Below are 23,950 nucleotides of genomic sequence, written 5' to 3' on the forward strand. Positions count from 1 at the left end.
CCATAGTCCGTCAGAGATCATGACGGCACTGCATGACCTCGGATGGGTGCTGCCGGATGTGAGTGCTGGTCGTCTCGCAGCGCATGCGGTGAGCGACGTCGTCAGTCCAGTGACCGATCGACGACGGGCACGGCGGTGACCGGGTTGTGGCCCGCGGCAACCAGCCCATGACGAAACCCGCCACGTCTTCAAGCTGCCGGGCGCGCTCCAGTCCGCCTATCACGGCGGGCACGCCACCGAGGTCGCCGATCAGCTCGGCAGCGATGTCGAGCGCCGCGCCGTCACCGCCGCCTCGCACGTCTACTGGGCTTCCATCGCGAACATGGCCCGCCGCCTCACCACACCCGCCCCCACCTGGCCGGGCATTTCGAGCCCGCGAGCTGCAGGAACTCCTCGGCATGCCCACCCGACGAGGCGACCGTCAACGTCACCCGCAGCCGCCTCGGACGCCTCGTCCGACAAGGCTTCCTCACCCAACCCGGACGAGGCCGCTACCAGAAACGATCTGTTGAGGTCCGCCCGCACGGTTCTCTGGGTGCTGCGTACGAGCCGTCAAGGTGGCCGTGGGTATGGCCGAACGTGCCGACCGAGCCGAGCTCCGTCGGGGCCGGCCCACGGCGCGCTCGAAGTGATTGTTTGCCATCCAACGTAGCCGGGTCCGCCGCAAGATGGCGAAGTCGGACTGGAATACTAGCGGGGCCAGTCCCCCACGGAATCCGGGGCCGTAATGCCGCCCAACTGACCCGTGAGGCTACGCCGTTCCAACCGCTCCCCCGGCGTCCTTGTCGTCGAGCTCATCGTTCTCGATCTCCACATCCTCGACCTGAACCACCGGATCACTGCTGGAGTCAGACAGCTCTAGGTCGAGCCAGCCCTTGAGCCGTGTGTAGGCCAGACGTAGGAGGACGTCAGCACGCTGATCCATGAACTTCGGATTCCACTCGTCCTTTCGCTGACCCAGTGCTCGTAGGTGCGGGAGGTAGCGCGACATGGCCGCTAGATCTTCAGTCGTCTGCGCGAAAGTCAAGCCAGAACTGTTGAGGACCGACTTGGCATCGTCGGCCGTCGAGGCACCGAGTGCCGTATACAGGACCTTCTTCTCGGTCCAAGGCCGCGAGCTGAGGGACGTGTTGGCAGCGCCTGGTGCCAGGACCAGATTGCCCAGCTTGTGGACGGTCTCCTTCTGGCTGTAGAACTCCTCATCCCACCCACTCGTGGCCTGCTGTGGTGCGATGTGTTCGATCGTGAGGTGTGTCTCGTCCGCCCAACCGTCTACGGTGAAGCATGAGGCGACCCCCGCCTTGCCTTGGATGATCAGTCCCGGATTCTCCGGATCTTCAATCGTGTCGTGATATGCAGCCAGAAGAAGGAAACGCGTCAGCGGGCGGCTAATTTTGTAGAGCGGCAGCGCGGAAGCAGCTGCCAGGAACGACGCCAAGTTTGGGATGCCGCCGAGCTTGGGGTCCGACAAACGCGCTGCAAGTTCCTTCTTCAGCGCCTCAGCGTCGACGATCGGATCAGGCTTCGATGCATCGGGCACTGCCCACTGCCGAGCGAGCGGCCCAATGCCCGTGAGCGAGTCCCCGGCCATGACCGCCCGGTACTGGCTGTCGATGTTGCCCGTGCCGCGGCGGGTTGCTCGCCAGAAGACCGTGAAGGCAGTGATTGCCTTGATCGCCTTCTCGAACTCGGCGATGCGCTTGATCCTCGCCTCCCCTTCGTCCGCGTGGACAGCCTCGGAGTAGAAGCGCACGAGCGGCGCGATGGCAATGGTGTGATTGAGCGAATTAAGGAAGGCCAAACACAACTTCACGGTGTCCGTCATGGCGGTCGCTTCCAGCCCGGCTAGCGTGCGAGGAGAGTTGGCCGCAGGCTCCCAGGTATTCCCCATAAAGGCTGCCGTGTCGCTTAGATGGCGCAAGTACGCGCTCCGATCACCGGCCGAGTCCTTGTGGCGCTCAAAGGTATCGCGCATGTAGACCCGCTGATCCGGGAGACGCTTGGAGAGCTTCTTCCCAGTCTCTGCCAACGCAAAAGTGACCAGCAGGTCTCGAGTTGCGTTCTGAAGCTTGTCTCCGACGTCGAAATGGTCGAGGTAGCCCTGAACCGCCTTCATGTAAGCGTATGCGCCCGATTCCTGGTAGTCCTCAATCTTCTCTGCCATGACCACTCGAGGGAGGAAGGTCTCGAAGGCAGTCAGAGGCTCGCCCGTGGTGTTCAACGACTCGAAGATCGTGAAGGCATAGTCCTCGTCCTTGCCTTGCACGACCGTCAGAGCGATGCGGTTCAAGCCATAGGCGGCAAACATGACGAGCCGCATCAGCTCAGCCTCGGGCTCGTCCTGCAACTGCCCCAGCCAAGTGCAGAGCTCGGGGTCGAGTTCATGGTTGAAGAGCGCACGCTGGAACTCGATGCCGGTAGCAAGAGTTGCTAGCGGCGGCAGATCCTCCAGCTCCTCGATAGACTTTCGCTGCGACAGCTTGGTCAGCGCCGCACGGATCTCGTTGAACCTCTTGATGAGATCGCCTTCACCATCGCCCGCGTCCTGTCGTGCCTTGGGCCTGAAGTCCGTCGGCTTAGAAGCCGGCGACTCGCCGTCGGCTAGCACCGAGTACTTGTAGGTAAGGTTGGCGATCGGCGACTCATACTGCTTGAGCTTCTCGTCCTTGGCCCACTGATCCTCGAAGGCTCGAATGAGGCGCGGGTAGATCGGCGTAGTTCCGAAGTTCTTTCGCTCGTAGAACGCTGCCCCAAGCATCTGCAGGATGTTGATCGTTTCCGAGTAGAGGTGAGTGCGAGCACTATCAGTCGGATCCGGCGTCTTGCCCTTGAAAACCTTCCATGCACACTGACGGATGAGGTTGTGCAGGCCGACAAGCAGGATAAGAAGGCTCGACAAACGCTGCTGCCCATCGATCACGGTAAGGACCTTAGACGGGACCTCAGGCTTGACGATTGGCTTCACCGTGACGTGGTTGACGTCATGGATGGTGATGACGGTCCCCAAGAAGGTGAAGCTGTCCGGCGCCTCGCCTAGATTCTTGAGGCCATGCAGTGTGTCGTCGAGCAATTTCTCGACCTTGTCTTTGCCCCAGCCGTACGGACGCTGGTAGGGCGGTAGGTAGAGGCCCAGGCCGTTGTCAGACAGCAGCTCGCGAAGACTCTTGCTCTGCGCCTCGAATATTTCCTTGGCCTGCGTAGGCATGCGTAGTCCCTTTTTCGTTCAGCAGGTTCGGTGGTTAAGACCATGAGCGACGTCGCTGAGTAGACGCCTGGTCTTGGGCAGTTCCTAGCCGTACGCGCGCTGATACGGGGGAACATAGAGGCCCTGACTGGGCTCGCTCAGGAATTGAGAAACCGAAAGCGGTGCAGCATCAAAGATCTCGCGAGTTTCCATATCGCCGATTTCTCTCGTTACCGTTTGCTACCTGTGGGTGAATCGTCACTCATGGTGGCACATCGGTGGTCGCCAGTGGTAGCAGGAGCGGGTGTGCGCCCATCATGCGCCAGCGTGTGGCGCTACGTCACTCCACCGCACAGCAACTCGACTTGTCGTGGGCGAGTGCGCTACGCCCCTTCGGCAGTCTGGGACGGAGTCTGCGCGAGGCCACAACCGCAGGCGCGGCAAGCTTGTTTGGAAGTCGAGAATGCGGCCCCAGCTCGGGCTGCTGGGGCCACTGTGCGTGGTTGCGCGTCAGAGGGCGGTAGACGGAGATGCCGGCCTCGTCGTCGGAGTCGAGTGCGTCGGAAAGAACTTCCAACAGGGGGCGGTTGTGCTTGATGCGCTTGGCCGTGCGCTCCGGTGCCGCATGATGCTCGGCTCGATCTCATCCTTGCGTTCTATCAGCTCCGGAAGCGACTCGCCCTGTGACCAGGTGTAGTTGCGGCCCTTCACGGCGGTGTGCCGGTAGCGAACCTTCTCCTCGCACTCGACGGCGCGGCCGAAGAGATCGGAGTTACGTTCCTTACGTGGGCGTTCTATGGGCTTTTAGCAGGTTCTGCGTTGAGGAACGAGGTGCCGGAGATTGGGGGCCTGCCCCCGGGACGGCTGTTGCGCGGTATCTGGCAGGATCTGCAGGCATCGCATACGCACGAATGGGGGGCGGGTGCTCACAAGCCACGGGCGGCCCGGGGTCGTGGGGCTGCTGACTCGGACGGGTCTGTTCCTGGCCGGGCTGGCGGCACCGGCGCCGTCCGGGGGGTGGGTCACACCAGGGGTCGGGCGCTGGTACGGGTGAGGCGGCGGAGCGTGGCTCTGTCATGGGCCGGTGGATCAGGCCACTGAACTGGCTGGCCTGGCCTCGTAGTCACGTACAGGCGGCTGTGCAGCATTAGGGCACCGAACGTCCGTTCGACCACCCACCGCCTCGGCTGCGGTGCGAACCCCTTCCTCCCCGGTTCGCGGGTACCCGCCTCGGCATCTGGCGTCCGCCCACGCCTTCGTCACGGTGGGCACGCTGGCTGCCACCTTGTCGAGCGGGGCGAAGCCGAGAACGTTGTCGTGCAGCTCGCCGCGACCACGATCACGGCAATGAACAGGCCGATTACGTCGGTGGTGAAGCCTCTTTTCCGGCCCGGGCTCCTCTTCCCCGGATCCAGCCCCGTCGTCTCTGCCGGCGCGTTCGTGGAGGCCCGCACGGTCTGCGAGTCCAGGACCACGGTGGTGGGGTCCTCGTGCCGCTTGCGCATCTCCCGGGCCTGCCAGTGCAGCACATCATGGATGGCCTCGGAGGTCCCGTCGTCGCGCCATAGGCCGAAGTAGTAGTACACGGCGCTCTTGGGCGGCAGGTCGTGGGGCAGGTAGCACACCTGTCAGCCGGTCCGGACCTGGTAAAGGATTCCATTCGCGATCTCTCGCATGTCGTAGTTGCCCTCGTGGCCGCTGACCGAAGGGTGCTTCGCCTCCCAGTCGGTGATGACCGGCCGGATCGGCTCCCACGCTTCATCCAGCAGGTCGCTCGGGTACGGCTCACGTCCGTCCACGCCCCCAGCGCACCGCGTCCCGGGCGACGGTGAAGCCTTCGAACCGGACAACCAGCCTTCAAAGCATTACGAGGGCCGCTGAACCCCGCAGAACGCCCGCTGACGCCACGAAGGTTCTTGCTGTCTCCGGCATCTGCCGGAGACAGCAAGAACCTTTAGCTTTATACGGACCAAGCAGGCGGTCTTCGCCCACTCGGCACATCGCAGCGCCATATCTGCACGACCTGGCTGATCTGACGCTCTAAGCGCCAAGACTACCCACCGCGCTCTCTTCGAGCTGGACGTATGCGGGGGCCGGACTTTACTCATGCACGATTGCAGTGGGCGGCGGCGGCCTGGCCGTCCTCAGATCGCCCGCGTCTACACCATTGTCGTGAGTGGGGTTGCTACACCAGGACTTCTTCGATGGCAGGGACATCGGCGGACGGCACAGCCCGACCATGTTTGACGGCGCATCGAAGATCTTCTGGGCATAGCCAAATCCCCGACCACCCACTGCAATTCCCTCCTGCGAGTTCTACGCGCTGCCAACTCTGCCCGCACGCCAGCCACAAGTTGACTGGTGAAGAGTAGTGGGGTTTGTTGTGTCATCCGCGATCACGAAGGAGCAGGATGACCAGCCTCCAGCGCAACGACGCACTTTCGGAAACCAAGGCGTCTGTACCAGATGAACCGGTCCCACAAGAGCCTCTTCGGGTGATCTCGTACGGTGGCGGAGTGCAGTCCACTGCACTCCTTGTGCTGGCCGCGATGGGTGAAATCGACTACCGAACGCTTCTGTTCTCGAATGTCGGAGACGACAGCGAGAATCCTGCATCCCTGCGGTACATCCACGAATTTGCAGCCCCTTACGCAAGGCGGCACGGGCTGTCCCTTGTACATCTACAAAAGGTGCGCCGCGACGGCACCACCGAGACGTTGTGGCAGCGCCTGCACCGCCCAGATACTCGGTCCATACCCATCCCAGTCCGCATGTCGAACGGCGCACCAGGGCGCCGCAACTGCACCGCTGACTTCAAGATCAAGGTAGTCAGCAAGTGGCTCAAACAACACGGAGCAACAGCCGACCACCCGGCAACAGTCGGGATTGGTATCTCCGTTGATGAGATCCACCGAGCCAACAGGCGAAGGAGCGAACCTCACGAGCAGATCTCGTATCCTCTACTCGACCTCGAGCTACGCCGTGAAGACTGTGCTCGCATCATCAAAGAAGCTGGCCTTCCGGTACCGCCTAAGAGCTCGTGCTTCTTCTGTCCATTCCACACTGTAGGAGAATGGCAACGGCAGAGGAGCGACGAACCTGAACTCTTCAAGAGGTCGCAGCAACTCGAGGAAGTCATCAACGCGCGCAGAACCGCACTCGGGCGCGACGCCGTTTACCTAACCCGCTATGGAATGCCTCTTGGTGACGCGATACGCGATACCTGCGACGAAGAAGATGGTGATGCATCCTGTGATTCCGGGTGGTGTATGACCTGACGTCGCCTCGCAGTAGCACCTGCTGCTAAGCATGTGAGGGTGGATCCCGACTACCCTCACATGCCCAACTGCAGGACAGTTCTGCCAACCTGCCTCAGGGTTAGTCGAGGGGAGGCTCGCCCGGTTCCAGGTGCAGGAATGCCAGGTACTTCTTGTAGGAGATTTCTTCGTCGACCCACACAGGATCTCCTGCTGCCCCTCGAATCCACATCCCATCGAGCAGGTACTTGTCTTCGTCAGGAGCTCCTATAGCCCCCTGGCCGACGGCCCCAGCGAGTAGAACCTGTCCACCCAGGAGAAGAGCCGACGTTGCTTCTCTGCCGACACAGATAAGCTCGTGCCCGGCCGGCAGGATCGTGTCATCACCTTCCTCCGGTTCCGGAACGCCCACCTCCCCGGCCGCCACCCTCCCGTGCATCTCAAGTGCCGCACGAACCGCTACAGACACCGGCGCGTCAGCCTCTGAAGCCCCTACGGCCAGATGCCCGCCGAGGTGCTCAGCAAGAGGCCGCGCATGGACAAGGCGAGTCCACTCAGTCAGCTTGCCGTCGGTCTCCGCTGCTGCGACTGCGGTCGATACATCGCCGCCCGGCAGCTGTAGCGCACGAACCAACGCCTTGATCGCGACAGCGGCATACCCGAGGCGTACCTGGTGCAGCTGCCACTCGTTCATCATCTCCGACCAGACGAAGTCGAAGTCGCCGCCGGCACACATGCCGCCGTCGTCGTAGGCCATGTCGAAGGAGATGGCCCTGAGTCCACTGGTCACGCGGAGCCACGAGTAGGCCCTGTCCCATGCCTGCCGCTCGACTGGCTGAAGGGCCAAGGACGCTCTCTGCATCCAGTCGGCGAGCTCGTAGGCATGCTCATGCGGCTCGCGCAAGACGAGTTCCTCCGCCGAACGGTACGTGGGCACACAGGCACGAGGTGTCCTGACAGTCGTCATGCCAGCAGCATCTCATCCAGGACTGGCTATGTGCCTGCTGATCAGCCTGAGGCGGTCGTCCGTTCATTCGCCGCGCGGCTTGCGGGCCTACTACCAGCGGACCCCCGGTTAGCCAAACCGGGGCCCATCGCATCATGGAAGTCCACCGCCACTCACTGTCCGACGCGTCGAAAGGCGAACTCATCAAGAAAAACGACAACTTCATACCTGCATCGTGGGCAAGCCAGTGTCCGACGCTCCAGGACGGCAGGACTACGCTGCCGCGTAACTCAACCGGAACAAGCCATCAGCACGCTCCAGATCCTTCTCGGTACGCAATCGGACCTCGAGGGAGCCCGTGCCGTGGTGGCCGATCTCCCGTACGTCCCGGGTGAAGCCGGGGACGAGGTCGACCGTGTCCGGGTCTGCCTTGAGGTAGACGACGACCTCGCGCTGCTGCGTGCGGCCGACGCAGGCGAAGTTCTTCAGCCGCCGGTAAGCGAGGTACTGCTTGCGCTCTACCTGCGTCACGTCATCGCCGAGCGACACCAAGACGTCGTCCAGGGCAGATCGCAGCTCGTCCAGCGGTCCGCCGGCGCCACAGGGCTGCACGATCGTCGTGTCGGCACGATCTCGCTTGCGCACGGCACGCCGCTCCTTGGCCGACGACGTTACGGAGACGACCGTCTCCAGGGCGAGCAGCTCGTGGCCGAAGTAGCCGTAGCGGACGAGGTCGATGTTGCGCTGGATCTCGCGGACGGCGTGGACGTCGTACCGGGTGAAGCTCTCCGCGACGCAGATCAGCCTTGGCGCGCTCCACAGCACCTGATCCGCCGCCGCTGCCCCGAGGTGTTCGCGGACCAGGAGCTGGAACTCGGCCCGATGGTCGCTCAGCCAGGCCAGGTAGAAAAGGCCCTGCGGGATTACTCCCGCGTTCTGGCCACGCTTGTATTCCACGATCACGGGCGCGCCGTTCTCATCCAGACCCAGGGAGTCGATTCGTCCGCCGTGCAGCGGTCCGGTGTTGTACTCGCTCGCGAGGAAGCGGACGCCCAGCAGCGCCTCCATGTTCCTCTCGACCAGCTCCTGCAGATGCCACTCACGCACCGCCGTGGCCGATACCACCTCTGCCGCGCCACCACCCGCGATGTTGAACAACCTCAGACTCGACACCCGTCCCCCTTGTCCTCGCGGGTCACAACGATCCGCGAGGGCAAGATTGTTTCCGGAGGCGTGAGCGCACGTCAAAGGACCTCGGGAACAGCGTCGTGCACCCTGGGCATGCCCTTCGCCCTGCCCAACACAACCGCCCGCCGACCGGACTCAAAGCCCAGTCGACGGGCGATTTTGTGCCCTCTGGCCACCCTCCCGACGAGCGTCACACGGGCGTCAGGAGAGCGTCACGAGCGTCATTTCAACGTCAGAATTTCGCCCGTAACGCCTATAGCGCACATAATGCACACCAGGTAAATCCGCAGGTCAGAGGCCCTTTGCCGCAGGCTTGAGGATCGCCACGCACTCCACGTGATGCGTCATCGGGAAGAGGTCGAACGCTCGCAGGGTTGCCGGGGCGTAGCCCTCCTCTGCGAAGTACGCCAGGTCCCGGGCCAGGGCCGCCGGGTCGCAGGCCACGTAGGCGATGCGGCGGGCGCCCAGGGAGGCCAGGTGCTGGACCGTCTGCTTGCCGGCGCCCGCGCGGGGCGGGTCGAGGACGATGATGTCGGCCTGCTTGATGCCCGTGCGCGGGAGGACCTGCTCGACCTTGCCCTGTTCGATGCGGACGCGGTCGAGGTCCTGGAGGTTGTGGCGGGCGTCCTCGACGGCGCGCTTGCCGGACTCGATGCCGAGCACCGCGCCCTTCTCGCCGACGCGCTCGCCGAGGGCGCCGGCGAAGAGGCCGACGCCGCAGTAGAGGTCGAGGGCCATGTCGCCCTTGCGGGGCATGAGGCCCTGCATGACGGCCTTGATCAGGGTGTCGGCGGCCTGCGGGTGAACCTGCCAGAAGCCGCCCTCGCCGACGCGGTAGGTGCGCTCGTCCGCGCGCTCGCGGACGAAGGGGCGGCCGTGGACCCGGTGAACCTGCTTGTCCTTCTCGCCGATGCGGAGGACCGAGACCGGCTTGTCCAGCTCCACGATCGGGAGGCGGCCGCCCGGCTTCGGGGTGAGGATCACCTGGCGGTCCGCCGAGCCGCTCGCCGCGATGGCCTCGACCGTCGCGATCTGCGGCCACTCGCGCTTCTCGATGCCGAGCTCGCTGACGCCCGGGGCGGCGATCATGCAGTGGTCGATGACCTGGACCTCGTGCGAGCGGTGCTTGCGCAGGCCCGCGTGGCCCTCGGCGTCGACCGCGTACTGGACGCGGGTGCGCCAGGCGGGGACCTGGCCCGCGGGGAGCTTGTCGCCCTCGGCCGGCATGACCGTGCCGTCCCAGCCGGCCTCCTCCGGGGTGAGGCCCGCGAGGCGCTTGAGCTGTTCGGCGATGACCTCGCCCTTCAGGCGGCGCTGCGCGCCCGGCTTCGCGTGCTGCCAGTCGCAGCCGCCGCACTTGCCCGGGCCCGAGAAGGGGCAGGGGGCCGGCACGCGGTCCTTCGACGATTCCAGGATCTTCACCGCGTCCGCGCGGAGGAAGCGCGACGTCGACTCGCCCTCCGTCACCTTCGCGACCACCCGCTCGCCCGGCAGTGCGTGCCGTACGAACAGCACCCGGCCCGACTCCGTGCGCGCCACGCAGTGGCCCCCGTGAGCCACCGGGCCGACCTCGACCTCGTACTCCTCGCCGACCAGCGATTCCTGCGGTTCGTTCTGCATTCGGTCGGCTCCAGAGTCAGAGAAGAGAGAAGAGTGGGGTGGGGCAGCCGTTCAGTCTACGGGCCGTCCCACCCCACCTGCGAATTCGCAGCTATGCCTCAGCTACTTCTTCTACTTCTTCGTGCTCGCCTTTTCCTTTTTCGGCTGCGACACCGGCCCGCGGCGCACCGACCCCGGCGCGTTCCACTCCGCGCGCTTGCGCGCCCGCAGCTTCGCCGCCTCCGAGGAGTCGAGCTGCCACGGCACCGAGGTGACCATGACGCCCGGCGTGAAGAGCAGGCGGCCCTTGAGCCGCAGCGCGCTCTGGTTGTGCAGCAGGTGCTCGTACCAGTGACCCACCACGTACTCGGGGATGTAGATGCTGACGACGTCGCGCGGGCTCTCCTTGCGGAGGCTCTTGACGTAGTCGATGACCGGGCGGGTGATCTCGCGGTACGGCGAGTCGAGGATCTTCAGCGGGACGTCGAGGCCGCGGCGCTGCCACTCGTCGCGCAGCAGCTTGGTCTCGGCCGTGTCGACGCTGATGCTGAGCGCTTCGAGGGTGTCGGAGCGCATGAGCTTGGCGTAGGCCAGGGCCCGCAGCGTCGGCTTGTGGATCTTGGAGACCAGGACGATCGAGTGGACGCGGGACGGGCGGACGGTCTCGTCGCCCGGGCCCTCGTCGGCGGCGATCTCCTCGGCCACCCGGTCGTAGTGCTTCCGGATCGCCGTCATCGTCGCGTAGAAGATCACCATGCCGAGCAGGGCGACCCAGGCGCCGTGGGTGAACTTCGTCAGCAGGACGACGACCAGGACCAGGCCGGTGAGGAAGGCGCCGAAAGTGTTGATCGCGCGGGAGCGGACCATGTGGCGGCGCTTGGCCGGGTCGGTCTCCGTGCGCAGGTGGCGGTTCCAGTGCCGGACCATGCCGGTCTGGCTCAGGGTGAAGGAGACGAAGACGCCGACGATGTAGAGCTGGATGAGCTTGGTGGAGTCCGCGCCGTAGATGTACGTGAGGACCGCCGCCGCGCCCGCCAGCAGCACGATGCCGTTCGAGAACGCCAGGCGGTCGCCGCGCGTGTGCAGCTGGCGCGGCAGGTAGCGGTCCTGGGCGAGGATCGAGCCGAGCAGCGGGAAGCCGTTGTACGCGGTGTTGGCGGCCAGGAAGAGGACCAGCGCGGTGGCGGCGGCGAGCACGATGAAGAAGAACGAGCCGCTGCCGAAGACCGCCTCGGCGACCTGCGAGATCACCGGGTTCTGGGTGTAGCCGTCGCCGACCGGGATGCCGTTCTTGAGCAGGTCGGCGGCCGGGTTCTCGGCCATCCGGACGTTGGTCGCCATGGCCAGGCCGATGATGCCGCAGAACATGGTGACGGCGAGGCCGCCCATGAGCGCCAGCGTCGTGGCGGCGTTCTTGCTCTTCGGCTTGCGGAAGGCCGGCACGCCGTTGCTGATGGCCTCGACGCCGGTGAGGGCGGCGCAGCCGGAGGAGAAGGCGCGCAGCAGCAGGAAGACGAGGGCGAAGCCCGCGAGGCCCTGGTGCTCGGCGTGGATGGTGTAGTCGGCGGTGGGGGCCTTCATGGTGTCGCCCATGAGGAGGCCGCGGACGGCACCCCAGACGATCATGACGAAGACGCCGCCCACGAAGACGTACGTGGGGATCGCGAAGAGCTTTCCGGACTCCTTGACGCCGCGCAGGTTCATCAGGGTGAGCAGCACGATCACGCCGATGGCGCAGGCCGTCTTGTGCTCGATGACGAAGGGGATGGCGGAGCCGAGGTTCTCGATGCCGGAGGCGATGGAGACCGCGACGGTCAGGACGTAGTCGACGAGCAGGGCGCTCGCGACGGTGAGGCCGGCCTTGGGGCCGAGGTTGACGTTGGCGACCTCGTAGTCGCCGCCGCCACTGGGATAGGCGTGGACGTTCTGGCGGTACGAGGCGACCACCGTGAACATCAGCACGACGACGGCGACGGCGATCCAGGGGCTGAAGTGGTAGGCCGACACGCCTGCCGCGGAGAGCACGAGGAGCACTTCGCCCGGCGCGTACGCCACGGAGGAGAGCGGGTCGGAGGCGAAGACGGGCAGGGCGATGCGCTTGGGGAGAAGGGTCTCTCCCAGCTTGCTGCTGTGCAGCGCCCGGCCGATGAGGATCCGTTTCGGCAGGTCGGTCAGTTTGGACACAACAGAGGATCGTAAGCGCTCACCCGTACGGTCGCCCACCCGCCACCCGCCCCAGCGGAAATGTGGCGTACGCCGCACCACCCGATCCCGTGATGCGGCGCATTAAAGGGGCGTTAAAGGCGCGTTAAAGGGCCATGGAATTGCAGGGAAAGGGCCCCGCGCTCAGCCGTTCAGCAGGGCCGGCAGCGCCCGGTGCCCGTTGGAGATGAACGACTCCACCGGCTCCAGCACGCCCTCGCCCCCGCCCCCGCCCTCGCCCTCCCCGACCGCGAGCCGCATCCGCGGGAAGCGCTCGAAGAGGGCGGGCAGGGCGATGGCCGCCTCCATCCGGGCGAGGGGCGCGCCGAGGCAGAAGTGGACGCCGTGCCCGAAGGCGAGGTGGTCCTTGACGGCCCGGGTGACGTCGAAGCGCTCGGCGTCCTCACCGTGGAGCTGCGGGTCGCGGCCGGCCGCGGCGTACGCGGCGAGGATCGCGTCGCCCTTGCGCAGGGTGACGCCGTCGCCGGTCTCGATGTCCTCGGTGGCGTAGCGCAGCGGGAGGCTCGCGACCGGGGACCGGTGGCGCAGGGTCTCCTCGATCACGTCGTCCCAGCTCGCCGCGCCCGAGCGGACCAGGGCGAGTTGCTCGGGGTGGGTGAGCAGGGCGTGGACGGCGTTGTCGAGGAGGTTGACGGTGGTCTCGTGCCCGGCGCTGATCACCAGCAGCAGGGTGTCGAGGAGCTCCTGCTCGCTGAGGCGGGAGCCGTCCTCCTCGCGGGCGGAGATCAGCACGCTGGTCATGTCGTCGCCGGGTGCGGTGCGCTTGGCGGCGACGAGGGCGCCGAGCAGCTCGTAGGTCCGGGCGTACGTGGCGGTGACCTCGTCGGGGTCGGCGGAGGTGTGGAAGATGCTGTCGACGCAGTCCCGCAAGCCCTCGCGGAGGTCCGGGTCGGTCACGCCGAACAGCTCGCAGATGACCTGGATGGGGATCGGGTACGCGTAGCGCTCGCGCAGGTCGACGACCTCGCCGGGCGCCGCCTTCGCGGTCGCGTCCAGGCCGTCGAGGAGGTCCGCGGTCAGCGCCTCGATGCGGGGGCGCAGGGCGGCGGTGCGGCGGGCGGTGAAGGCCTTGGCGACGAGGGAGCGCAGCCGCTTGTGGTCGGTGCCGTAGGCGGTGAACATGTTCCGCACGGCCACCCAGGTGAACAGGGGCCACTCGGGTGAGATGTCACCGTTGATCCAGGCCGGCCAGTGCTGGTGGGGGTCCTTGGAGACGCGCGGGTCGGTCAGGAGCTCCTTCAGCAGCGGCTGGGTGGTCACTGCCCACGCCACCACTCCGCCAGGAAGCTCCACGGGCGTCGCTGCGCCGCGGGCCCGGATGCGGGCGGCCTCGCCGTGGATGTCGCTGCCGGTGGGGTCGATCCGGAGGGGCCCGGCCCGGAGGTCGCCGGGCTGAGGGGGGACGGCTCCGGGCTGAACCGGGACGGTGCCGGGCCGGTGTTCCGTGCTGGGCTTGCGTTCCATCGGCTGTCTCCAGGGAGGTCTGCCTGCTGCGGGGACGGAGCGGGCTGCTGGGCGGAGCGGGGCTGTTCGTACGACTCGTACGGCGGTACGGGGCCGGACCCGGGGCGGCGCACGGCCGAGAGGTCGTGCACGGGTGCGGGCCGCGGGCCGGCGGGCGGGGCCGGGGGGAAGCGCACGGGCAGCGCCGTCAGGGCGCGGTGGAACGGGCCGGGGCGCCAGACGAGGCGCTCGGCGGGGATGGCGAGTTCGAGGTCCGGCAGCCGGTCGAGGAGCTTCTCGACGGCGACGGCGGCGATCAGGCGGGCCGCGTCCTTGGCCGGGCAGTGGTGGGGGCCGGCGCTCCAGGCGAGGTGGGCGCGGTTGCCGGTGCGCCGGGTGGTGAGCAGCGCCGGGTCGGTGTTGGCGGCGGCGAAGCTGACGACGACGGGCTCGCCGGCGGCCAGCGGCACGCCGCCGAAGTCGACGTCCTGCACGGGGTAGTGGACGCCGTAGTTGGCCATCGGCGGGTCGAGCCAGAGCACCTCGTCCAGGGCGTCCTCGACCGGCATGCTGCCGCCCGCGAGGTCGCCCGCGAAGCGGTCGTCGGAGAGCAGCAGCCGCAGGGCGTTGGCGATGAGGTTCTGCTGGGGCTCGGTGCCGGCGCCGATGAGGACGACGTGCTGGTGGATCAGCTCCTCGTCGCTCAGGCGGGCGTGGTGCGCCATGAGCCAGGAGGTCATGTCCGCGCCCGGCTGCTCGCGCTTGAGGGCGATGAGCTCGACCAGGCTGCTGGTGATGAGGGCGTCGGCGCGCTCGGAGTCGACGCCGTCGAAGATGCCGGAGAAGCCCTCCACGAGGCGGTCGCCGAGCTCGGGCGGGCAGCCGAAGAGCTGCTGGAAGACCAGCAGCGGCAGCGTCTTGGCGTACGCGCCGAGCAGATCGGCCTCGCCGAGGCCGGCGAAGCGGTCGATGAGGGTGTCGGCGCTGCGCTCGACGTAGCCGCGCAGGGCGTTGGGGTCGATGCGCGCGAGGGAGTCGGTGACGGCCTGGCGCAGCCGCGTGTGGGCCTCGCCGTCGGAGAAGAGGCAGTTGGGGCGGTAGGCCATCATCGGCACGACCGGGTTGTCCGGGGCGACGCGGCCGTCGGCGAGGGCGCGCCAGCGGCGGGCGTCCTTGCCGAAGATCTCGGGGGTGCGGAGCACTTCGAGCGCGGCCCGGTAGTCGGTGACGAGGGTCGCGCGGGCGCCGGGGGCCAGCTCCACGGGGGCGGCCGGGCCCAGGGTGCGCAGCCGGGCGTAGACGGCGTGCGGGTCGGCGGCGAAGTCGGGCCCGTACATGGGGGTGGGGGGGCCGGGGGCCCAGGCCTGGGGGGACTCGGGGGCGTACGCCTGGTGGGTCCCGGTGGCCCAGGCCTCGGGGGCCTCCGGAACGTACGCCTGGTGAGCCCCGGGGGCCTCCGGGCCGTATCCCTGGTGCGCCGGGCAGCCGGGCGGGGGCGCGGCGCCCCCGTCGGGGTGGGGGTGGTTCACGCGTGCTCCCCCGCGGTGCGCCGTTGCAGGTACTCGACGAGGGCGATGAGCGCGCGGGTGGAGGAGACCCGGTCGCGGGCGTCGCAGGTGACCAGAGGGGTCTCGGGGAGCAGGTCGAGCGCCTCGCGGATCTCCTCCTCCGGGTACGCGGGTGCGCCGTCGAAGTGGTTGACGGCCACGCCGTAGGGCAGGCCGAGCTCCTCCAGCAGGCCCATGACGTCGAAGGACTGCTCCAGGCGGCGGGTGTCGGCGAGGACGAGCGCGCCGAGCGCGCCGTGCGTCATGTCCTGCCAGAGGCGGGTGAAGCGCTGCTGGCCGGGGGCGCCGAAGAGGTAGAGCACCAGGCTGTCGCTGAGGGTGAGGCGGCCGAAGTCCATGGCGACCGTGGTGGTGGTCTTGCCCTCGATGCCGGAGAGGTCGTCGACGCCCGCCCCGGCCTGGGTCATGGTCTCTTCGGTGCGCAGCGGCCGGATCTCCGACAGCGAGCCGACGAACGTGGTCTTGCCGACGGCGAAGTGGCCGACGACAAGGAGCTTCGCGGCGGTGCTCACGGTGCGCCGCAGGTAGAACTCGCCGCCGGAGCCGGGAACGGACCCGGCGGACTCGGCGGGCGTGACGGGCTCGACAGGACTGCCGGGCTCAGAGGCGAGCGCGAAGTCCATCCAGCACCTCCTGCAAGATCTGGGCCTCGGGGAGTTGTGCCGAGGGGATGGGGGCCCGGGTGATGAGGTGACCGCTGTCGACCAGGTCGCCGAGCAGCACCTTGGTGACGCTCACGGGCAGCATCAGGTGTCCGGCGATCTCGGCGACCGACAGGGGGCCGCCGAGGCAGAGTTCCATGAGCCGGCGCTTCTCGGGGCTGAGCCCGGTGAGCGGCCGGTCGTACTGGGCCAGGACCAGGGTGACCAGGTCGAAGGTGTTGCGGGTCGGGTGGGCGCGGCCGTCGGTGACGACGTACGGGCGTACTAACCCTCTCTCGTGCCTCGGCGCGGGCGGGGTCATGCCGGGGCGCCCGAGCCCTGCCAGGTGCCCGCGCGGGGCGGGCTCGTCAGCTCCTTGCCGAGCCGGTCGACGAGCTTCTGCATGCGGTACGTGACCGCTTCCATGTCGACGTGCTCGGTGGCGGACACCGCGAGGTACGCGCCGGGGCCGGCCGCGATCAGGAAGACGTAGCCGTGGGCGAACTCCACGAGCGTCTGCCGCCAGGGGTTCTCCTGCTGCCCCTGGTTGCAGAACTCGGAGGTGGAGCGGCTGATGGACTGCAAGCCGGAGAGGGCCGCGGCCTGGCGCTCGGCCTCGTCGCGCTCGATGCCCTGGGAGCGGGCGCGCAGCATGCCGTCGGACGACAGCAGGATCGCGTGCCGGGCTTCGGGCATCTTGACGACCTCGTCCAGCATCCAGCCGAGTTCGTTGTTGAGGTGGTCGTTCACGCGAGGGGGTTCCCTTCGTCGTCTACGGGGGCGGGGGCGCCGTGCGGCGCGCTCCCGTGCGCGGGGGTTGCCTGCGCGGCCGCGGTCCGGTGCGCAGGGGCGTCGGGCGCGGGGGGCTGATGTGCGGGTGCCTCGTGCGCGTGGGCGTCGTGCGCGGCGGTCTCGTAGGCCGACGCTTCGTGCGCCCCTGTCCCGAACGCCGGCGCCCCGTGGGCGGGTGCCTCATGCGGCGCCGCGTCGGGCGCCGGCGCCCCGTGCAGCGGGCCGATGGGCGTGCCGGCGGCGGGGGTGCGGCCCGCGCGGGTGCCGCGGGCGAAGGCGCCCATGCGGCGGGCGGTCTCCTCGGCCGTGCGCTCGCCGGCGCCTGCGCCGCCCGGGGTGCCCGGGGCGGGCGTCTCGGCGGGCAGTGGCGCGGGGCGGCCCCGGTGGCTGCCGGCGGCCGGCTGCCGGCGGCGGCGCTTGGGCAGGCCGCCCGCGGTGGAGCCGACGGAGCCGGGGACGGACCCGCTGGTTCCGGGGGTGTCGGAGGTCGGCTCGGCGGGGCTGCCGGCCGCCGTGGGGCGGTCGCGGTCGGCCCGCGCCGCCGCCGCGGGGAAGTCGGATACGGACGGGAAGTCCGGTGCAGCAGGGAAATCCGATTCAGAAGGAAAGCCCGATGCGGCCGGGAAGTCCCGTACATCCGACGCAGCCGGGAAGTTCCGCGCATCGGGAAAGTCCGGGAAGTCCGGCACGGGCGCCTGCCCCGGGGGCCGCGTCGCCGCCGTACGGTCCGCCTCGTACCCGCGCCCCTGCCCACGCTCCTGACCGCGCGCCTGCCCGCGGCCGCGGTCGCGCTCGCCCGGGGGCCGCAGCGGCGTCGTGTCGGGCCCGTCGATGTCGATCTGGGTGAGCAGCGTGCTGGGGAGGAACAGCACGGCCCGGACGCCGCCGTACGGCGAGCGCGTGTCGACCGAGACGCTGAACCCGTAGCGCGCGGCGAGCACGCCGATGACGGGGAAGCCGAACTGGGGCGGGTCGCCGAGGCGGGAGACGTCGACCGTGGTGCGGCCGGTGAGCAGGGCGCCGGCCCGCTGGATCTCCTGGCCGTCCATGCCGACGCCCGCGTCGTCGATGACGATGCAGGCGCCGTTGTGCACGGGCTGGAGGCCGACCTCGACGGTGGTGTTGGGCTGGGAGTGGCGCGCGGCGTTGTCGAGGAGCTCGGCGACGGCGAGCACGACCGGCTCCACGGCGCGGCTGACGACGGCGAGGTCGGCCTGGCTGTGGACCTGGACGCGCCGGTAGTCGCGGATGCGGGAGGTCGCGCCGCGCACGACGTCGGTCAGGGGCGAGGCGGCGCGCTGCCGGCCGGGCCAGGAGCCGCACAGGACGGCGATGGCCTGGGCGCGGCGGCCGAACTGGGAGTTGGCGTGGTCGATCTGGAGCAGGTCGCGCAGCACGTCGGGGTTGTCGTGCCGGTCCTGCATGTCGGAGATGGCCAGCTGCTGCTCGTGGGCGAGGCCCTGGAGGGCGCGCATGGAGGCCTTGAGGGCGGCCTTCGCGGACTGGTCTGCGCGGGCCTGCGCCTTGTCGACGGCCTGGGTGAAGGTGTCCATCACGGATTGCAGGCCGTGCGCGAAGACGGTGCCGGCGAGCTGCTCGTCGAGCAGGCCGGGCAGGGGGACGGGCTGGTTCATGGAGGCCGTCACGGCGGGGAGCCGGACGGCGGTCAGGTGGCCGAGCTCGGTGTCGCGCGCCCGCTGGCCCTCCTCCAGCGTCGCCGCGCGCAGCCGCAGGGCCGCGGTGATGCCGCGCTGGCGCACGAGCAGGACCGCGACGGCGATCAGCGCGGCGGCCAGGCACCAGGTCACTACGTCCGGTATGTGATGTGACATCAATTCCTCGTGGACGCAGGGGGCATGCGGACGGCTGGACGAGGCCGTTGTCCCTGACGTCCCGTCCAGAAGCGGAATACGCGGATCATCCTAACCACGGCCGTGGCCGGGTGGCCGATCTTCGCCTACGGATGACCGAACACGCATCCGCCTTCCGTAGGCCTCGGACGAGGGTACGGAAGGCGGACGGCGGGCGCAGGTTGTGCGGGTGAAGTGTTGTCAGGACCACAGTGCGCGGTCGACCAGCGGACCGGCCGCGCCGGTGTAGTCGGCGGGGTCGCAGAGGGCGGCCAGCTCGGCCGCACTGAAGTGACCGTCCAGTAACGGCTGCTCCGCGAGGATCGTGTGCAATTCCCGGCCATGTGCGGCCGCCTCGGCCGATGCCTCGGTGAGCAGCCGCTTCGCCGCCGCCCTGCCGATGCGGGGCGCCAGGACGGCCGCGAGCCGCTCCGAGACGACCTGGGCGCCCGTCAGACGGAGGTTCTCGCGCATCCGGTCCGCCCGCACCTCCAGGCCCTCCGCGAGCTCGGCGGCGGTACGGGCCGCGCCGCCGGCCAGGCGCAGGCACTCGCGCAGCAGCTGCCACTCCGCGTGCCAGGCGCCGGCGGACCGCTCGTCCTCCGTCGCCAGACACTGTGTCAGGCCCGCGGCCAGGACCGGCACCTGGAGCGCCGCGCTGCGGATCAGGGTGGCCAGGACGGGGTTGCGCTTGTGCGGCATGGCCGAGGAGGCGCCGCGCCCGGCTGTGCCGCCGCCCGGCTCGGCGACCTCGCCGACCTCCGTGCGCGCCAGCGACTGCACGTCCGCCGCGGTCTTGCCGAGGGCGCCGGCGGTGAACGCGAGGGCGGCGGCCAGGTCGGCGACCGGGGTGCGCAGGGCGTGCCAGGGCAGGGTGGGCCGGGCCAGGCCGGTCTCGGCGGCGAACGCGTCCAGGAGCCGGTCCGCGTAGGTGCCGTCGGCGGTGCCGTGCGCGCCGTCGAGGCGCGCGTGCTCCAGGTAGCCGGCGAGCGTGCCGGCCGCGCCGCCGAGCGAGACGGGCAGGGTGGCGTGCACGTGCGCGAGGCGCTGCTCCGCGTCGAGGGCGAGCTGCCGCCAGCCGGCCGCCTTCAGACCGAAGGTCGTCGGCACGGCGTGCAGGGTGAGCGTGCGGCCCGCCATGAGGGTGTCCCGGTGGCGGGCGGCGAGTACGGCCAGCGCTTCGGCGGTACGGGTCAGGTCCGCGCGGACCGTGCGGAGCGTGCGGTCCGCGACCAGCATGGCGCCCGTGTCGAGGATGTCCTGGCTGGTGGAGCCGCGGTGCACGTACTCGGCGGCGTGCGGGGTCTCCGCGGCGACGGCCGCGGTGAGCGCCTGCACGAGGCCGACGACGGGGTTCGCGGTCTCCCGCGCGGCCAGCGCGAGCGCCCGCACGTCGAACCGCTCCGCGCGGGCGACCCGGGTGATCGCCTCGGCGGCCTCCCCCGGCACGGCCCCGACGCGCGCCTGCGCCCGCACGAGCGCGGCCTCGGCATCGAGCATGGCTTGCAGCCAGGCAGCATCGGCGGTGGCGTCTTCGGCGGCCGCCCCGACCCGGACGGGAGAGAGCAGGCCGATGTCGGCGACCGGGGCCTCGCCGGCCGGGGCGGGGGGTGCCTGCGGGCCCGGCACGGCGGCCCCGGACGGGCCGTCCGCGCCCGCCACCCCACCGCCGCGACGGTCAGCAGCCGCCGCGGCGCTGACCGGCGGCGCCGAACCGGCCTCAGTACGTACGGCACCGCCGGACTCCGCCGCGGGGGTTGCGCGCCGCGGCGGCGGACTCAAGGGGGCGGGCGTTCCGGGCGTGTTCCCGGGGGTAGTCATCTCAGTCTCCTTCGTGGATACCCCCGGCTTCAGCTGAGGGAGGAAGCGAAGCTCCCGCGTAAGCGGGACCGGGAAAGCCAAGTCGCCGCCAGAGCGGATCGGCGTACACCAAACACGCTGGTGAGGGACACGCAAAGAGCAATCCAGCTCAACTGTCAGTGCGCACAGGTAGGTTCGGGTACATGACGACGGAAGCGACCACGGAAGCGGCCGGGCACGCCCGGTACACCTTCCGTGTGCGCCTGTCGGATACGGCCCGGCGTCAGCTTGAAGCCGAGTGGGGCCGGTGCCGCTGGGTCTGGAATGAGTCGGTGGCCAAGTCCAAGGCCGTGCATGCGCACAACAGGGCAACCGGCGAGAAGGCGACGTGTGGCCCGGTGCAGCTCGCGGCGATGCTGACCGAGGCTCGCGCCCGTACACCGTGGCTGGCTGAGGGCGCGTGTGTGCCGCAGCAGCAGTTGATACGCGGCTTCGGCAAGTCCCGCTCCAAGGCCCTCAAGGACATCAAGGACATCAAGGACATCAAGGCACGGTTGCCGATGCGGCAGCGGGCCGGGATGCCGAAGTACAAGAAGAAGCGCGAGGCGCGGCCCACCCTCGAATACACCAAGCGGGGTTTCCGGCTGAGAGACGGCCGTCTGCATCTGGTGGGCGGAATCGTCGTACGCCCGGTGTGGTCGCGGGAACTGCCCGCGCCGCCGTCCAGCGTCCGCGTGTACCGCGATGCCGTGGGCCACTGGTGGGCATCCTTCGTCGTGGCCACCGTGACCGAGGCCCTGCCCGAAACCGGCCGTGTGATCGGCATCGACTGGGGTGTGAAGGAGACCGCTACCACCACATCCGACGCGCACGATCTTCTCCACGCGCAGACGGCAGGACCGCAGAGCACACGCTCGCCAAGTACCAGCGGATGATGGCCCGGCGCAAGCCGCCCAAGGGGCAGGCCGGGTCGAAGGGCTACCGCGAAGCGAAGCGGCAGACCGCGAAGCTGCACCGCAAGGTGGCAGCCCAGCGGCTGATCGAGATGGGCCGCAAGCACGGGCGGGATGTCCGCCTGGTGCACCCCGCGCACACCACGATGGACTGTGCGCAGTGCGGAGCGAGAGCCAAGCACGCACTACCTCTTTCCGAAAGGACGTATGCCTGCACCGCGTGCGGAGCAGTCTCGCCGAGAGACAAGAACTCCGCCCGCGTGATGCTGGTCCGGGCTGGTCTTCAACCCGGCTAGTGCTGATCGTGTAAGACCTGCGCGCCCGCCGGGCCGCAGGCGACGTGAGCGAGGAATCCCCCTCGTTTACGAGAGGGAGGAGTCAAACGATCACGCCTTCCTCGTCCGAGTCGGGGGTCGCCGGGCGTAAGGACGGGGGGACGTGGGCCACCGGGGGGAGGCTCAGGACCGCGCGGGCTATCGCGTCCGAGTCGGACAGGGTCACCGAGTCCACGCCCGGGCGGATGCCCGCCGCCGTGACCCAGTGGACGGACTCCGTGGGCACCCCGTAGGCGAAGCGGCGCGGGTGGGGACGGCCGCGGCCGTCGATGACGTGGTACGGGCGCTCGGTGACGGCGAGCCCGCCCGTCTCGTAGCCGGTGCCCGTGGCCGTCGGGATGCGGTACGTGGTGACCTGATCGGTGTTCAGGAGGTGCCGCAGCAGCGGATCGGCCGTGCGCCGCAGGTCCGGCTCGGGCAGCCGGGCCTCGATGAGCACGCGGGAGCGGACCGGCGGCCCCGGCACGGCGCGGCAGTCGGCGGCGAAGGACGGCCCGCCGGGGCCGGCGACGTCCAGGCGGACGACGGTGCCGGGCCCGGTGACCTCCAGCACCCCCGCCTCGATGAGCGCGGCCATCTCCTCGATGCGGGAGGCGGGCGGGCCGATGGAGAGGAAGGCGTTGAGGGGGGTGTACCAGCCTTCGAGGTCGTCGCGGTGGGAGTCGCCCTCCAGGCCGCCGTGGTCGACGGCGAGCCGTATCTCGTTGCGCAGGTCGCGCAGGACGTCGAGCGCGGCCTTCAGCGGGCCGCTGACGTTCCCGGCGCGGGCGGCCCGTACGTCGGCGCGCAGGTAGTCCAGCAGCCAGGTGCGGAACTCGGCGCGGCCGGTGAAGACGCGGTCGACGTACGGCCGGGCGAGCCGCTGCCAGTCCCACCGGTCGCCGGGGGCGATGCGGAACGCTTCGAGGAGCTCGGCGCGGTCGTCGTCCTTCTCCAGGGCCAGGAACCGCCGGGTGAACTCCTCCCGCTCCCCCGCCCGGCCCAGCCGCTCCAGCAGCGTGCCGTAGTAGACGCTCTCCACTTCACTGGAGATCAGGGGCCACAGGTCGGTGCCGAAGCGGACGGGCCCGCCGCGCGCGGCGCGCTCGCGCAGGCCGGCGATGTAGCCCGCGGTGAGCAGACGGGGCAGGTAGCGGCCGTGCGCGCCCTTCTCGTTCTCGCCGCGCGCGTGGTAGGGCACGCCGCGCCGGGAGAAGGCGTACAGCCGCGGCTCCGCGCCGGAGGGCCGGTAGACGAGGCGGCCCCCGTCGCCGACCCCGTCACCGTCCCCGTCGCGGACGCGGACGAACTCGCCGCCCCGCCCGGCGGTGAACAGCGCCATGTAGTCGAAGAAGTTCAGCCCGAGCCCGCGCAGCAGCACCGGCGTGCCGGGCGCGATGTGCGCGAGGTCGAGGTCGGCGGGGTTGACGGGCGTGACGTAGTCGAGGTGGTGGATGCGGGCCAGCGACGCCGTACGGGCTTCCCGGGCGGACAACTGCGCGGGCACGTGGCCGAGCGCCATGACGATCGCGTCGAGCCGGTTGAGGCGCGTGCCGTCCTCCAGGCGGATGCCCTGCGGCCCGCCGGTGATGCCCTCGGTGTCGGCCATGGCCACGGCGCGCGAGCGGTGCACCTCGATGGTCATGTGCGCGGGGGCGCGGGCGGCGATCCGCCGGAAGCTGTCGTGGAGGTAGCGGCCGTAGAAGGCGCGGGTGGGGTAGTCGTCCGGGCCGAGCGCCCGCGCCTCGGCGAGGGTGGCGTCGTCGTGCTCCGTACCGTTGTCGCTGCCGCTGCCGTCCGGGAGGCCCGCGACGCCCCGCGCCCACTCGTACAGGCTGGGCCCCGGCTCGACCGGGCCCTCGATGCGGGCGCTGTCGTCCGTGTACACGGTGATCTGCGAGGCCACGGTGTTCATGAGCAGGTGGGGCGACTGGTCGGTGCGCCACACCGTGCCCGCGCCCGGGGCGGACGGGTCGACGACGTGCACGGTCACCGCGGAGTGCGAGGGCTCGGTGCGCTCGTTGGCGCACAGCCGCTCCAGCACGGACAGCCCCCGCGGGCCGACGCCGACGATGCCGACCTCAATACGACTGCTGCTCATGCGTCTGCTCCTCCGTCCTGAGGGGACTGCTCCGTCCATCTCGCCGTTGCGGAACGGCCGGGTCAATGTGCGTCCGCCGGGTCCGTCAGGT

The 23,950-nt window shown here is 69.3% G+C and carries 17 protein-coding genes and 1 pseudogene; 2 read left to right on the forward strand and 16 right to left on the reverse strand.

Features of this window, described 5'->3' with window-relative positions; genetic code table 11:
* Window positions 1-10 precede the first annotated feature (10 nt).
* The 4 genes from D7231_RS37030 to D7231_RS14935 all read right to left on the reverse strand — a co-directional run bounded on the left by D7231_RS37030 (window position 11) and on the right by D7231_RS14935 (window position 4,983).
* A complete protein-coding gene (locus D7231_RS37030) occupies window positions 11-298 on the reverse strand; it encodes a hypothetical protein (RefSeq protein WP_199739362.1) in 288 nt (95 codons plus the stop codon).
* A 453-nt stretch (window positions 299-751) separates the two neighbouring features.
* Entirely contained in the window at window positions 752-3,205 is a 2,454-nt protein-coding gene (locus D7231_RS14920; RefSeq protein ID WP_120755897.1) for a DUF262 domain-containing protein, read from the reverse strand.
* 1,238 nt (window positions 3,206-4,443) lie between these two features.
* Window positions 4,444-4,770 carry a hypothetical protein gene (locus tag D7231_RS14930; protein ID WP_158673761.1) on the reverse strand — a complete coding sequence of 109 codons (327 nt, stop codon included), beginning with the start codon at window positions 4,768-4,770 and terminating at the stop codon, window positions 4,444-4,446.
* A gap of 42 nt (window positions 4,771-4,812) precedes the next feature.
* Window positions 4,813-4,983: a hypothetical protein gene (locus D7231_RS14935; RefSeq protein WP_158673762.1), complete on the reverse strand. Its 171-nt coding sequence runs from the start codon at window positions 4,981-4,983 to the stop codon at window positions 4,813-4,815.
* 750 nt (window positions 4,984-5,733) lie between these two features.
* Between D7231_RS14935 and D7231_RS14940 the strand changes: the two genes are divergently transcribed.
* Window positions 5,734-6,462, forward strand: coding sequence for a phosphoadenosine phosphosulfate reductase (locus D7231_RS14940; RefSeq protein ID WP_120756053.1), 729 nt, complete (start codon window positions 5,734-5,736; stop codon window positions 6,460-6,462).
* 100 nt (window positions 6,463-6,562) lie between these two features.
* Here the strand turns inward: D7231_RS14940 and D7231_RS14945 are convergent, their stop codons facing one another.
* From D7231_RS14945 to D7231_RS15000, 11 genes are all read right to left on the reverse strand, one after another.
* Window positions 6,563-7,408 carry a hypothetical protein gene (locus tag D7231_RS14945; protein WP_120755900.1) on the reverse strand — a complete coding sequence of 282 codons (846 nt, stop codon included), beginning with the start codon at window positions 7,406-7,408 and terminating at the stop codon, window positions 6,563-6,565.
* A gap of 252 nt (window positions 7,409-7,660) precedes the next feature.
* Complete coding sequence (locus D7231_RS14950; RefSeq protein WP_120755901.1) at window positions 7,661-8,560, reverse strand: DUF5655 domain-containing protein; 900 nt, start codon at window positions 8,558-8,560, stop codon at window positions 7,661-7,663.
* A 306-nt stretch (window positions 8,561-8,866) separates the two neighbouring features.
* On the reverse strand, window positions 8,867-10,195 hold the full coding sequence (locus D7231_RS14955) for a class I SAM-dependent RNA methyltransferase (protein WP_120755902.1): 1,329 nt from the start codon (window positions 10,193-10,195) through the stop codon (window positions 8,867-8,869).
* 111 nt (window positions 10,196-10,306) lie between these two features.
* Window positions 10,307-12,358, reverse strand: a complete 2,052-nt coding sequence (locus D7231_RS14960; protein WP_120755903.1) for an APC family permease — start codon at window positions 12,356-12,358, stop codon at window positions 10,307-10,309.
* A gap of 162 nt (window positions 12,359-12,520) precedes the next feature.
* Window positions 12,521-13,657 carry a cytochrome P450 family protein gene (locus D7231_RS14965; protein WP_422396714.1) on the reverse strand — a complete coding sequence of 379 codons (1,137 nt, stop codon included), beginning with the start codon at window positions 13,655-13,657 and terminating at the stop codon, window positions 12,521-12,523.
* Entirely contained in the window at window positions 13,654-15,177 is a 1,524-nt protein-coding gene (locus tag D7231_RS14970; protein ID WP_228774400.1) for a cytochrome P450, read from the reverse strand. The genes D7231_RS14965 and D7231_RS14970 overlap by 4 nt, the downstream gene beginning before the upstream one ends.
* 188 nt (window positions 15,178-15,365) lie before the next feature.
* Window positions 15,366-16,031, reverse strand: a complete 666-nt coding sequence (locus D7231_RS14975; protein ID WP_120755905.1) for a GTP-binding protein — start codon at window positions 16,029-16,031, stop codon at window positions 15,366-15,368.
* Window positions 16,009-16,371 (reverse strand): DUF742 domain-containing protein, encoded by a 363-nt coding sequence (locus tag D7231_RS14980; RefSeq protein WP_030366071.1) that lies wholly within the window; start codon window positions 16,369-16,371, stop codon window positions 16,009-16,011. The genes D7231_RS14975 and D7231_RS14980 overlap by 23 nt, the downstream gene beginning before the upstream one ends.
* Window positions 16,368-16,766, reverse strand: coding sequence for a roadblock/LC7 domain-containing protein (locus D7231_RS14985; RefSeq protein WP_228774399.1), 399 nt, complete (start codon window positions 16,764-16,766; stop codon window positions 16,368-16,370). The genes D7231_RS14980 and D7231_RS14985 overlap by 4 nt, the downstream gene beginning before the upstream one ends.
* 29 nt (window positions 16,767-16,795) lie before the next feature.
* Entirely contained in the window at window positions 16,796-18,673 is a 1,878-nt protein-coding gene (locus D7231_RS14995) for an ATP-binding protein (RefSeq protein WP_422396715.1), read from the reverse strand.
* Window positions 18,674-18,892: 219 nt separating this feature from the next.
* A complete protein-coding gene (locus D7231_RS15000; RefSeq protein ID WP_120755906.1) occupies window positions 18,893-20,512 on the reverse strand; it encodes a nitrosuccinate lyase in 1,620 nt (539 codons plus the stop codon).
* 182 nt (window positions 20,513-20,694) lie between these two features.
* On the opposite strand from D7231_RS15000, the pseudogene D7231_RS15005 reads away from it, so the two are divergent.
* Window positions 20,695-21,771, forward strand: a pseudogene (locus D7231_RS15005) (RNA-guided endonuclease InsQ/TnpB family protein); the annotation flags it as partial.
* Window positions 21,772-21,822: 51 nt separating this feature from the next.
* Here D7231_RS15005 and D7231_RS15010 read toward each other — a convergent pair.
* Entirely contained in the window at window positions 21,823-23,859 is a 2,037-nt protein-coding gene (locus D7231_RS15010; RefSeq protein ID WP_120755907.1) for an FAD/NAD(P)-binding protein, read from the reverse strand.
* Window positions 23,860-23,950 lie beyond the last annotated feature (91 nt).

This window comes from Streptomyces klenkii (assembly GCF_003626645.1).
Lineage (GTDB): Bacteria > Actinomycetota > Actinomycetes > Streptomycetales > Streptomycetaceae > Streptomyces > Streptomyces klenkii.